The sequence below is a fragment of the Pseudomonas fungipugnans genome (assembly GCF_029955235.1).
Taxonomy (GTDB): domain Bacteria; phylum Pseudomonadota; class Gammaproteobacteria; order Pseudomonadales; family Pseudomonadaceae; genus Aquipseudomonas; species Aquipseudomonas fungipugnans.
Genome location: NZ_JARBWL010000002.1, coordinates 3061445 through 3074219, shown reverse-complemented (window position 1 = coordinate 3074219; position 12775 = coordinate 3061445). Strand labels below are relative to the sequence as shown.

Here is a 12775-nt window from a genome sequence, read left to right as displayed (position 1 = left end):
CGGCCAACCAGTGGACGCCGTGTTCATTGAGAACAGTTTTTACGCCTGAATTTCGAGCTTGGGTACTATCAGAACTGATAGGTTCGCTGCTTTTAAAATACTGCTAGTGTCTGGTTTCAATGGCTGCCAGGCAGCCGTCTCAGCATATGAAAAGAATAGGAGTTATTGGTGATGACTAACTTTAAAGCGGTGGGTGCAAGCCTGATTTTTGGCTTGGGCTTCATACAAGCCGGGTATTCCCAAGCGGCAGGGGCTATTTACATTCGCGAGGCCGACGTATCAAAGGAGTGTTCTATTCCGGCGGTAGAAGGCAGATACAGAATCAGACAAGACACCAGCTGCACTAACGATCAAGCGTATATGACCCGATTCGCCAATGTGGATTCCGCGTTAACCATTACCTATTTTAATAATGGGGACTGCACCGAAGGTCAAAGCTGGGAAATTGAAGTAAAGACCGTTAAACAGCCCACCTCTTTTCCAGCAGATCATTACATAAGCATCGCGGCAATGGCCGGCGTTCCTAATGGAAGTATCATATATCCAGGCCTCCTAAAAGTGCGCTCCAGGGCGGATGGCAACATTGATGGAAAGCTTTCGTGCATTTATATAGAACGCAAATAACCCATCCTGGCCAAGGAGATTCTGAATCATGACTGCGTCTACCGCTGTCCACTCCAACGCGTTCAACTTTGCCAGTTTCGTTGAGTCCGGTGTTGACCCGCGAACCGGTTTATATACCGCTTCTGTATCGTTGCCGCCGGTCAAGGCCAACAACCTGAGTGGTCCGGAAGTCCCCTTGACGCTCGGCTATAACCCGATGAACACCACCGACATCGGTTACGGCAAAGGCTGGAGCATGGGGCTGACCGAATACCTGCCCAGCAAGCAGATTCTCTCCGTGCATACCGGTGAGACGTTCAAGGTGACCGGCAACTACCAGGACGAAGGCGATCCCACCCGCCAGAAGATGAAAGAGCAGAAAATTCAAAGTTTCAAGTTCTACACCCTCACCAATGACTCGCGCGGCGAGTTCCAGGTGGTGCATAAATCCGGCCTGGTGGAAATCCTCAAGCTCATGGGCCCCACCCCGCAAGTGGCCCTGCCGGTGATCATGTACTCACCCCAGGGCCACGAGGTGAGCCTGACCTATGGTCAGGGTCCGGTTTTACGCATGCTCAGCAACATCCGCGACAGCCAGGGCACGATGCTGGACGTGATCCGCAACCTCACCGCCAAGACCGTCGAAATTCGCGTCAGGCCGATCAACAATGTGCCGCTGGCCGTGTTCACCCTGCACCTGGAAGGTGACCGGATGTCCCGGGTCGAGTTACCCACCAGCAACAGGGCCGGCTGGCGTTTTGTCTACGGGCTGGAGCGCGAGCAACTGTGCATGAAGGAAGTCTGGACGCCGCTGGGTGCTCACGAAAAGATCCAGTACAACGACGAAGGTCACGGGTTTCCGGCTAATACAGGGCTCCCGAAGCTGCCCCGGGTCACGGACCACATTACCACCCCCGGCGGCGGTCAGCCGCCGGTCGTGGTGAAATATCAATACAGCAACAACGGCAGGAATTTCCTGGGTGCCAACTCTGCGGTCGATTGGGATGATGGGGGCTGGACAATCTGTACAAGGTCATCGGTGCCTATGAGTACGAAACCACCGAAAGCCTGATGGTAGATAACGTTGCGGTACGCAAGGTTGAGCGCAACTTCAATCGATTCCACTTGCAGACGGCGGAAATCACTACCCAGGGCACTCATCGCAAAGCGGTGAAAACCACCTATTACGCCAACGACACCGATACGTTCGACAAGCAGGTCCCGCAATGCCAGTTACCCAGGAAGGTCGTGACGACCTGGGATTTGACTGATGATGTCAGGGACGCCCGTGAAGACACGGAACTGAGCGAGTACGACGTGCACGGCAACCCGACCCTGCGCGTGCAAGCCAACGGCATCACCGAAATCACCACCTGGTACCCGGCGGACGACATCAATGACGAGAAGGACGACGATAAACAGATCGAAGGCCTGAAAGACCCTTGGGGTTTCGTGCGCAGTGTGCGGGACAAAACCGTGATACCCACCTCGAACTCAACACTGCTGCCTGATGTGCAAGCGGGCGCGCCGACCTTGCGCTCCCGTCATCGTTATGCGCAGCAAAACCCCATCAGCACGGGCAGCAAGCCCTGGATCGCGCTGGTCGAGGATCGCATGCTGCAGGTTGAACAAGAGACGGAGATCATGCTCAAGGGCTGTGTCTACAGCTTCTTCGATGAACCGGCCGATCACCTGAAACATGGGCGACGCTCGCGGCAGGCCCTGACCATCGGCGGTGCCGGCGGCCCGACCACCTTCACCGACTACACGTACAGCACCGAGAAGGCCACCTACGCCACGTTTGCCGGCGAAACCGTGCTGTACACGCAAGAGACGACCACCACCGATTTCGATACTGTCAGCAAAAGCATGAACGCGGAGCGCTCGCTGTTTACGGGTGAATCACTGCTGTTCAGCGACAGCGACGAGCAGATGCGCTTTACCTACGACGCGTTGGGACGCGTCGTAAGCGAAACCGAAGCGCCAGAGAGCGATTACCCGGCCACCCGGACCTTCAGCTACAGGCTGATCCGCCCCGCAGGCCCGGGTGAAGAGCCTGTGACAGAGCTGGCCAGTCAGGAGCTGACCGACATCAGAAAGGTCAAGACCCGCAGCTGGTTCGACGGGCTGGCCCGTACCATCAGGGAGGAGCTTGAGGACACTGAAAATGCCGATGGCAAACCACCGGTTTACCGAAGCCTCTATGAGGCTGGCTACGACGCGGCGGGTCAGTTGATCAGTGAGACCGAGATCGACTGGCTGGACAAGACCGATCTGCGCCTCACCAGCACTTACACCTATGACGACTGGGGCATGCAGGACAGCAGCACCGGCCCGGACGGCGTGAAACACCACAGCCGCAGCAACCCCATCACCTACACCACCGAGCAGTGGGTCGATGGCGTGGGCAAGACCAGAACCGTGACCAACCGCTTCGACAAACCGGTCAGCACCGAGACACTGGACCTGCAAGGCAGGCGCATCAGCCGGCAGCAATTCAAGTACGACGGACTCGGGCGCAGCACCCAGGAAACCGACGCCATCGGAGGCATTACTCACTACCGCTACGATGCCACCGGCCGAATGATCAGCAGCACCTTGCCCGACAGGACCATCGTCAGTCGCCGTTACGCCGATCACAGCAGCGCTGAGCTGCCCGTCGCGCTGGTCATCAAGCCGTCCAGTAACACGCTGCCCGCCATGACCGTGGGCGAGCAGTCCTTCGACGGGCTGGAGCGGCCCATACAGCGCATCGTGGGTAACCGCGTCGAACAGCTGCGTTATGAAGGCGGCCGACTGTCGCCCTGCCAGCGCGTGACCCCCAGCGGCAAGGCGATCAACTACGAATACCAATGGGGCCTGACCACGCAACCGACTGCCATCAAGGCCATCGACGACAGCGCGACCTTCGATTATGACCTGCTCGATGGCAACCTCAAACAATCAAGCAATGATCAGGGCACCTATGACTTCACCTATACCACCACCGGCCACCTGAGCACCGAGCGCTGGAGCGAGCCGGGCAAACCCGACCGGGTCACCCGCTTCACCAGCTCGTTGAAAGGACGGCAACTGACCCGTACCGATGTCGGCGGGCAGACCGCCCGCGCCGAATACGATGTCAACCCGCAGACCGGCAAAGGCACCGGGCGACTGCTTAAAGTGACTCAGTGCCAATTGCAGGGGGCTTTCGCGTATGACGCCTTGGGTCGCCTGCATCGTACAACCAGCACGGACCTGGGTACGGGCAATACACTGACCACCACGCTGACCTTCGATGATATCGGCCGGGAAAAAACACGCACGCTGGCCCTGCGCAATGCTCAAGGCCAGCCGATACAGGCGCAACGAAGCATCGAGCTGGAGTACCTGCCGGATGGCAATCCGGGTACCCGGCATTTGAGGGTCGGCGATGCAACCACACTGCTGGAAACCTTTGAATATGACGCTCGCGGGCGACTGGTATTTTGCAGGCATGAAGGCGACGACCTGCCCAAGGACCGCTTCGGTAATGCCATTGCCAGGCAGTTTTTTGATTTCGATGCGCTGAACAACATCAACTATTGCCTCACCTCCTTCGCCGACGGCAGCAAGGACGAGGCCGAGTACTTTTTTGCAGAGTCCGACCCTTGCCAGATGATCCGCGTCACCCACACCCACCCGGACTATCAGGGACTCAAGACCGACTACACCTATGACGCGGACGGTAACCTGACGCACGACGAAATGGGCCAGCAATTGCACTACGACAGCCAGGGTCGGCTGTTGGGTGTTTCAGATGCGACGGGCGAACCTGTCAGCAACTATCGCTATGACGGCCATGACCACCTGCTGGCGGTCAAACCGCAAGGCAAGTCCGAAACCCTGCGTTTCTATCAGGGCGATCGATTGAGCGATACGCTGCAAGACGGCCAACATACCCAGTTGCTCTACCGGGGGAACCACCCGCTGGGGCAGCAGACGCCGGGTGACGACTCGCGAACCCTGCTGCTGCTCACCGACGCCAAACAGTCGGTTATCGGCGAAAGCCAGGACAGTGAACTGCGTACGGCCGTGTACAGCGCCTACGGCGAACGCAGCAGCGAGGACACACTGCAAAGCCTGCTGGCCTTCAATGGCGAGGTACGCGATCCCGAAAGTGGCTGGTACCTGCTCGGCCATGGTTACCGGGCCTACAACCCGGGGTTGATGCGCTTTCATAGCCCGGATTCGCTGAGCCCGTTCGGTGCCGGCGGCCCCAACTGCTACATGTATTGCGCGGGAAACCCGATCGCCTTCAGCGATCCGACCGGTCATCGCCGCCGTCGCGGTGGTCAGTTCGTGAATAACCCCTGGTTTGCGGCAGTGGTAGGCGGGCCGGCTATAGTGCTGGGCATTATCGCCTCGGTTGTGACGCTGAATCCGGCGCCGCTTGCAGCCGTCGTCAATACGCTCGTCGCATCCACTGCCGGCGCCGCAGGAGCAAGCGCAGCTACTGCTGCAACGGCAGGTGCGGTAGCATCCCATGTTGTACTGGCGGCAGCGAGCCTATCAACCACTTACAACGGGCTGCTTAATCTTGGCATGACCCTGTTTGGAATCGGAGTCGATCAACTAACAACTTTTGTAAAAGATGAGAATGCGTCAGAAGTACTGGGTTATTTTGGGGGTGTCCTGGCACAGGCGTCATTCGTAAAGTTTCATGTGCCTTATGGTGTATCTTTCACAGTCATTACGCCACAGGTTAGAACCAGACCCGTGCCACCAAGTTCAATGTTGTCGATAGAGGGGCCACCTATCAGCAGGCCTAGGTTAGAAAGTGTGTCCAGCAGGTACAACATTGCAAGCGCTCCTGACAGGCCACCGGTAACCTATGCTGAACCTGCTGCACGTGCTACCCGTGCTACCCTTGCTACACAACCACAGCAAGTATTGCCGATTACGATACATAACAATATGTTAAATACCTTCAACTCCCTTGATTCCGAAATTGGAAGTACAGGGGTAGGTGGAAGCTCTCAGTTAACTGGCTCAGGCTACACCCCAAGAGAAGTACAAGGGTTAGGCATTGGAGAAATATTATCAAGCACACTAGGCGGCCAAGATTTTTCCGCTTTACGGGGAGCCCGATCAAATACAAGGGGCCAGTTATTGAATACAAGAAAAATTGTGATAAAGCCAGCAGAGTCATATAACTGAATACAATCAGGTAGCTGCAACTCAAAGCGCCAGACATCTCCCCCACGGATCGTCTGGCGTTAACTCTCCTAAACAACTTCTAACATTTCAACGCTGTTCTTCGATGCAACTGAGAGTTCTCTCATATCCCCCTCCCCACCCCGCGCCTAAAATCAGCGCCCCGAGACACTGCACAACTCTCATTCACTTTCGCGCGCACTCAAAAAGCGTGCGAGGCCGGCGTTGTCTCGATTTCATTGCGCCGGCCGGCAATAAAAGGATTAGAAACATGAAGAAGTCTCTCCTCGCACTGACCCTGGGTCTGGCCACCAGCCTGGTAGGCACCAGCGCGTTCGCCAACAGCGTCGGGCAAATCAACTTCACCGGTACCATCAATGCCAACACTTGCCCGGTCGAGCCCATTGATCCGGGTACCGGCGTCTCCGGCCCGATCCGTCTGGGCAACGTTGCCGCCTTCGATTTCGGCGGTGCTGTCGACAGAGAAGTGGGCGGACGCGAGTTTGCATTGCGTATCAAGGACGGCGCGGTTTGTGGTTTCACCGCAGGCGATACCGCCACCGTTCAATTCACCAGTACCCACGGCAACGCAGGCACCGGCGGCAAGTACTACGGCATCCAGACCGGTGGCGCTGGCGGCGTTGGACTGGCGATCAAAGACAACCTGGGCACCAACATCGACCACGGTACGCAATCCAAGGCCTACCCGCTCAACGCCACTGGCGAAACCCGCATGATCTTCAACGCCAAGTTCATCTCCACGCTGGCAGCCGTCACCCCTGGCCCGGTCATCGCCAACATCGACTTCCTCGTCACCTTCCCGTAACCCCCCCCGGCCCCTGGGTACGGCGCGCCGTACCCAGGGGCGCGAGCGACGTCGCACAAGCGCCCGTGTCGCCCTGAGGTATTTTCATGTTCGGATCGATCAAAGCATTCTGCCATGACCGCGCAGCGCTCCCCTGCGCCCTGACCGCGTTGTTACTGGCTGTTCATGCGCCCGCAAGCCACGGCGCACTGACCCTCAGTAGCACCCGGGTGGTGTTCGACAGCGATAAACGTAGCGTGTCGCTGGTCGTCGCCAATCCCAGCGATAAAACCTATGCCGTACAAAGCTGGGTCAACACCAGCGCCGACGACACCACCACGGCCGTGCCATTCATGGTGTCGCCACCGCTGTTTCGGGTCAATCCAGGCAAAGAGCAGCAGGTCCAGATCAACGGCCTGCCAAATACACTGCCGAAAGACCGCGAGTCGTTGTTCTATTTCAACGCCCAGGAAATCCCGCAAGTCGACGGCGAACAAACCAACGTGCTGAACATCGCCATTCGCACGCGGATCAAATTGTTCTACCGCCCGAGCGAGCTGAAAGACACGCCGGCTTCGCGCCTCAAGGACCTGCAATGGTCGTTGCAGACACTCGGTGGCAAACCCAGCCTGGTGCTGAACAACCCGACCCCCTTTCATTACACCTTCTATCACCTGCATGTGTCGGTCAACGGCCAGTCTCATCGCCTGGAACAACCCGGCATGAGCGAGCCGCTCAATCGCCAGACCTATGCCCTGGGCGATATCAAGCCGGGCGCCGACATGCGCGTCTCGTTTACCACCATCAATGACTACGGCGGCATCACCCCGCTGATCGAACAGCCGCTCCAGACCGGCCCCTGATCCGCCCATAGAATTATTGCCAGGACTATGATCATGACCCCCTCTTCAGGTCGATGGCGCATGCCTGCTCGCCTGCGCCTTGCCCACGTTATTTTTATCGGCAGCAGTGGCGCCGCGCTGCTGGAAGTTGGTTACGCATCGGCGAACTCGCCTTTGACGTTCCAGTCCGGATTCATGCGCCAGGGTGCCGGGAACCCTGCCGACGCCGGACAACTGGCATTGCAGTCGCTGGACAATTTCCAGGACCTGGGGCCGGGGCGCTATCGCGTCGAGGTTCGAGTCAACCAGGAATATCTGGGGCCCTACGACATCGAATTTGCCCAGGTGGGCGCCGAAGCACTGTCGCCCTGTCTGAACGTCGACCTGCTTGAGCGATTCGGCGTCCGGCTTGACGCCGTGGAGGATCCGCAACGGCTCGAGGCCGGTTGTATCCATCTGGCGACACTGATCCCCAATGCGCGCACCGAGTTCGACGGTGGCCGCTTGCAGCTGTCGATTTCCATTCCGCAGATCTCCATGCGCCGTGATGTGGCAGGCCATGTCGACCCCGCACGCTGGGACGAAGGCATCAACGCCGCCTTCGTCAACTATCAGCTGTCGGCGCAGCAAGGCTCCAGTCGCTATGGCGCAAACAACAACAGCCAGGACGTGTACCTGAACACCGGCATTAACCTGGGTGCCTGGCGCTTTCGTTCCAACCTGAGCGGCAGTCAGGACGGTCAGGGCGAGCGTCAGTGGAGCCGTGCCTATACGTATGCACAGCGCGACCTGCCCGGCATGAACGCCAACCTGACCCTGGGCGAAGCGTTCACCGGTGGCGATGTGTTCAAAAGCCTGCCGATCAAAGGCGTGCTGGTCAGTTCGGACACCGGCATGCTGCCTGATACGCAGCAAGCGTATGCCCCCGTCATTCGCGGTGTGGCCCTGAGCCGCGCCAGGCTTGAGGTTCGGCAGAACGGCTATCCGATCTATTCCACCTACGTCAGTGCCGGTCCTTATGAAATCGACGATTTGAGCACCGGTGGTGGCAGCGGCGAACTGGAGATCGTACTGACCGAAGCCGATGGTCAGGTCAGACGCTTCACACAGCCTTACGCCACGCTGGGCAACCTGTTGCGCGAAGGCACCTGGCGCTACAGCGCTGCCGCCGGTCGTTACAACACCAACGGCAACCTCGACGATCCCCTGCTGTGGCAAGGCACGCTGGCGTGGGGCAGCGGCTGGGGCTCGACGGTCTATGGCGGCTTGCTGGCCGGCGAGTACTACCAGGCAGCGAACCTTGGAATCGCCAAGGACCTTGGCGCGATGGGTGCGGTTGCACTGGATGTCACCCGCTCCACGGCAGAGCTCAATACCCCCGACCTGAACTCAGCCCAGGGGACGAGTTACGCCGTCAAATACGGCAAGACCTTCCCCACTCGCACCAGCCTGCGATTCGCCGGTTATCGCTACTCCACTGAAGGTTATCGCGACTTCGATGAAGCCGTTCGCCAGCGCAGCCAGGACTCAAGCTTTCGTGGCAGCCGCCGCAGCCGCGTGGAGGCTGCGGTCTACCAGAATATCGCTACCAGCAGCTCGCTGAACCTGACCCTGTCACAAGAAGACTTCTGGCGCACCGACTATCAACGCCGGCAATTTCAGTTCAGCTTCAATACCCGCCACAAAGATGTCACCTATGCGCTGTACGCCAGCCAGTCGCTGGGTGACAGCCGACCGGGCAACGACCGCCAGGTCGGGCTGAGCGTTTCCATGCCGCTGGATTTCGGACACACCAGCTCCTTGACCTTCGACATGCAGAAAAGTGGCGACAGTTTCAACCAACGGGCAAGCCTGAGTGGCAACCTCGATCAGAATCGTCTCAGTTATCGCGCCGGCCTGGCCAATGATGACGGTCGTCGCCAATCAGCCGACCTGTCGCTGGGCTACCAGACCGCTTATGGCAGCCTCGGCGCCGGTTTGAATCAAGGCAACGACTATCGAAGCCTCTCCGTCAATGCCAGCGGTGCCGTACTGGCGCATGCCGACGGCATTGAACTGGGTCCCTATCTGGGAGAAACCGCGGGCCTGGTGCATGTGCCGGGGATCAAGGATGTCGGGGTCGCCAACTCATCGGCTGCGCGCACCAATGACCGCGGTTATGCACTGGTGCCGTACTTGCGGCCGTATCGGGTCAACCAGATTGAACTGGAAACCGATCAGCTAGGCCCTGAAGTCGAGATCGACAACGGCACCGCCCAGGTGGTGCCGCGCAGAGGCGCGGTGGTCAAGAGCACGTTTGCCGCGCGCACCGTCAACCGGTTGGTGATCAGCGCCACGTTCAACGACAAGCCGCTGCCTTTCGGGGCGCAGGTCCATGACGCTGAAAATGCGGTGATCGGCGTCGTCGGACAGGCCGGTCAGGTCATGCTCAGCACCCATGATCAACCTCAGACACTCAGTGTTCGCTGGGGCGATCAGGCTGCGCAGCAATGTGCCCTGAACATCGACCCACACAGCATGGAACAGGCACAGGGCTATCGATTACAGACCCTGACCTGTCGCTGAACCGCACTTACATCAATGGCGCCGGAGCAATGCTCCAGCGCTTTTTCATTGAAGGAAAGCATTCATGAAATCATCTTCACGACCGTGGATGAGCCTGCTGGGGCTGGTGGCTGGTTGTCACCTGAGCCTGTCCGCACACGCCAATACCTGCACATGGACCGGAGCTGGGGGGGCAATGGATTTCCAGGCGGACGTGGGCACCGTCTATGTACCGCGTGACGCTGCAGTCGGCACCATCATCGGCGTCATCGACCAGCGTGTTCGCGCCTCCGCGCCCGGCCATGCGGGCATCACGTGCAGTAACGACGGCAGCGTTGTCCTGGACTTCAATGCCCGAGTGCTCACCCCTTTTGAGCATAAAGTGAACGCCCATGTCGGCAGGGGTGGCTCCACCGACCAGATTCTGACGACCAATATTCCCGGGGTTGGCGCCATCATTACTCTGGAGACTCCGCTTACGGGCACTGGCGGCAATGTCTTTGTACCGGTGGCTGGCTCGTCAGTCGTGCCGTACGACGCGATCATCGACCGTAACCTGGTCCTGGCTTTCCAGCTCTTGAACAGCATGTCTACCAGAGTGACACTGGTGAAAACCGGCGTGATTGCACCTGGGCGGCAGTGGCTGAATCGACAGATGTTCGATGGCTACTTCAGCGGTATCGGCAAAGGCTTCGGTTACGGATTAAGCGGCACGGTGATCCAGTCACAATGCGCAGTAGGCGCCGATCCTGTGAGCCTCGACCCTGTGCCGCTGGGCGACTGGAACACTTCGGATTTTACTCATCCGGGTTTCACCACCACGCCAACCAGTTTCAGGATTACCCTGACCCGTTGCGAATCGGACCCCACTGACCGCAACATAGCCACAGCCTTTATCAGCCTCGACGGGGCCAATGGCTCACTGCCGGAGGGCGATGGCAGCAATGGCGTATTCAGCTTGAGCTCGGGGTCGACGGCCACGGGCATAGGCATTCAGATATTACGTGCCGATGGCACGCCCGTGCCATTGGGCACCGATGTTTCCTTTGGCGCCATCAAGGATGGTGTGGACAAGACACTCGATTTCAAGGCCCAGTATTATCAGATCCTCGACAGCAGCCAGATCCGCCCCGGCAAGGCCGAGGGCGCATTGGGCTTTACCGTGACCTTTCAATAGTTGAAAAGCCCCTTGAAGAAGGGGCCTGGTCGGGCAACGTCAGGTTCAAGCCTGCAACACCGGCCTCAGCACGGTAAAAGAAAACCAGCTTTCGCCTCTGTCATAACTGCATTGCGTCAACACGGTGAACTGCCCGCCGTTTCGCAGACTCTCCATGAACGCCTTGGTTATCGCCGCAGGTACGCCGGCGGTGACTTGCCCCGAAGTGACAGGACGTTTATCCAATACCTTTTCGGTTTTGGGCTGGTTATCGGTGCCGGTACCGTTAACCGTGATGCTGATCAGGCACTGCGTACTGATAAATGCCCAAGGCCGCTGGATAATAGGCAGCCCCGTCGAGGGTATGTTTTTCTTGAACACCGGGCTGGTGTGAGGCTCCCCCAGCTGGGGCGGGGAAAACCTGCTACTGGCAATGCCATTGATCTCCAGCGTCAAGCGATCGGACGCCTTGCTCGTACCATCTGGCAAATGAACGACGTAGTACACCGGAAGGGTTTTGTTGAAGTAAGGCGGCAGCTGTTCCCTGGTGATGAGTACATCCCTGGTCTGCCATGGGACAGGCACGGTAACGGCAAAGGCTGTACCTGGCTCGCCAAATTGCACCTCGACACCATCTTCCTGATAGTAAACCGCCGCTGCCGGTATGCGCACCGTGGCCCCCCCCTGCGCGCGCAGCGGATCGAGTGCTCCCCAGTTTTGCGGCGTGCCTCCTATTTCAACCACCCACGGGTACGGTGTGACCCGTTCCGGCCTGATGGCGGCCACCAGCAACTGGGCCGCAGTGGATTCGGCACTGAGATTGAAAGCACGGTCTTGCACCCGATAGGTGACCTCGCGCTCCCCATCGCCCATGTTGCGAATGAACTCGCCGGTGAACGTCAGCTTGATCGGGTTCATGTAGTCGAGGTGAGTAAGGGGCGCGGTCCGAAGTTCGTCCGAGGTGCCACCGGCGAGGTTTTTCCAGGTGGCGATGACCACGTCCCCGGGCGCGGCAGTGGTGTAGGCAGGCACTGTGGCGACTGCCACATCACCGGTGCCGATCAGGTAGTCAATACTGATGACACTGGTATCAAACTGGAGTTTGCTGTTGGCATTGAGCCGGGGCGGGTCGATGTCGACAGTCAATACTCGGACATCCGACGGTTCTGTCTGCCCCGTGTACATGGTCAACAGATAGTGCACCTCATGCCGGCCATTGGTCAGAAACGAAGGCGGCACTTCGATGTAGTAATCGTCTGGCGCAATCGGCGCGGTCCACGTCTTGGTATCGACAGGCTGCCCATCCCAGAACAGCTCCACCGACTCAGGCTCTTGGGGCGACGGATCGGTATTGTTCCAGGGTTCGAATTCAATCTTCAGCGGTTTGCCTTGAGTGCTGAGCGGCAGAAGGCCCTCCTGTCCGCCGTCTACATCATCGAGCATCATCTGCGTGAACGGTTTGGGCGTCAGGAGGGTGTCCTGGCCGATGGAGCGCTTTTGTCTGGACATCATGACCTCCCATCAGAAATGAATAGTGGCAAGGCAATCAACGGGTTCGCCCCAATCCACAGTGATCATTAATGCGCAAATACAGTGGCCCGTATACTGTCAAACCTGACAGGTAAGGCCCTTATCAACGTGATTTACGGA

At 58.5% G+C, this 12775-nt stretch carries 8 protein-coding genes; 7 read left to right on the top strand and 1 reads right to left on the bottom strand.

Annotated features, from left to right (window positions below; translation table 11 throughout):
- Positions 1–171: 171 nt before the first annotated feature.
- The 7 genes from POF45_RS29420 (at position 172) to POF45_RS29390 (ending at position 11146) form a co-directional block, all read left to right on the top strand.
- Complete coding sequence (locus POF45_RS29420) at positions 172–624, top strand: hypothetical protein (RefSeq protein ID WP_259494537.1); 453 nt, start codon at positions 172–174, stop codon at positions 622–624.
- A 28-nt stretch (positions 625–652) separates the two neighbouring features.
- A complete protein-coding gene (locus POF45_RS29415) occupies positions 653–1675 on the top strand; it encodes a hypothetical protein (RefSeq protein ID WP_282317396.1) in 1023 nt (340 codons plus the stop codon).
- A gap of 98 nt (positions 1676–1773) precedes the next feature.
- Positions 1774–5781, top strand: coding sequence for an RHS repeat-associated core domain-containing protein (locus tag POF45_RS29410; RefSeq protein ID WP_282317394.1), 4008 nt, complete (start codon positions 1774–1776; stop codon positions 5779–5781).
- 268 nt (positions 5782–6049) lie between these two features.
- On the top strand, positions 6050–6604 hold the full coding sequence (locus tag POF45_RS29405) for a fimbrial protein (RefSeq protein ID WP_259494540.1): 555 nt from the start codon (positions 6050–6052) through the stop codon (positions 6602–6604).
- 86 nt (positions 6605–6690) lie between these two features.
- Complete coding sequence (locus tag POF45_RS29400) at positions 6691–7446, top strand: fimbrial biogenesis chaperone (protein WP_282317393.1); 756 nt, start codon at positions 6691–6693, stop codon at positions 7444–7446.
- Positions 7447–7479: 33 nt separating this feature from the next.
- Entirely contained in the window at positions 7480–9990 is a 2511-nt protein-coding gene (locus POF45_RS29395; RefSeq protein ID WP_409077886.1) for a fimbria/pilus outer membrane usher protein, read from the top strand.
- 64 nt (positions 9991–10054) lie between these two features.
- Positions 10055–11146, top strand: a complete 1092-nt coding sequence (locus POF45_RS29390) for a fimbrial protein (RefSeq protein ID WP_282317392.1) — start codon at positions 10055–10057, stop codon at positions 11144–11146.
- Positions 11147–11191: 45 nt separating this feature from the next.
- Here POF45_RS29390 and POF45_RS29385 read toward each other — a convergent pair whose 3' ends face one another.
- Entirely contained in the window at positions 11192–12634 is a 1443-nt protein-coding gene (locus POF45_RS29385) for a hypothetical protein (RefSeq protein WP_282317391.1), read from the bottom strand.
- Positions 12635–12775 lie beyond the last annotated feature (141 nt).

Coding starts and splice junctions, on each gene's coding strand:
- POF45_RS29420 (WP_259494537.1), top strand. CDS start 172: ATGACTAACTTTAAAGCGGTGGGTGCAAGCCTGATTTTTGGCTTGGGC.
- POF45_RS29415 (WP_282317396.1), top strand. CDS start 653: ATGACTGCGTCTACCGCTGTCCACTCCAACGCGTTCAACTTTGCCAGT.
- POF45_RS29405 (WP_259494540.1), top strand. CDS start 6,050: ATGAAGAAGTCTCTCCTCGCACTGACCCTGGGTCTGGCCACCAGCCTG.
- POF45_RS29400 (WP_282317393.1), top strand. CDS start 6,691: ATGTTCGGATCGATCAAAGCATTCTGCCATGACCGCGCAGCGCTCCCC.
- POF45_RS29395 (WP_409077886.1), top strand. CDS start 7,480: ATGACCCCCTCTTCAGGTCGATGGCGCATGCCTGCTCGCCTGCGCCTT.
- POF45_RS29390 (WP_282317392.1), top strand. CDS start 10,055: ATGAAATCATCTTCACGACCGTGGATGAGCCTGCTGGGGCTGGTGGCT.
- POF45_RS29385 (WP_282317391.1), bottom strand. CDS start 12,634: ATGTCCAGACAAAAGCGCTCCATCGGCCAGGACACCCTCCTGACGCCC.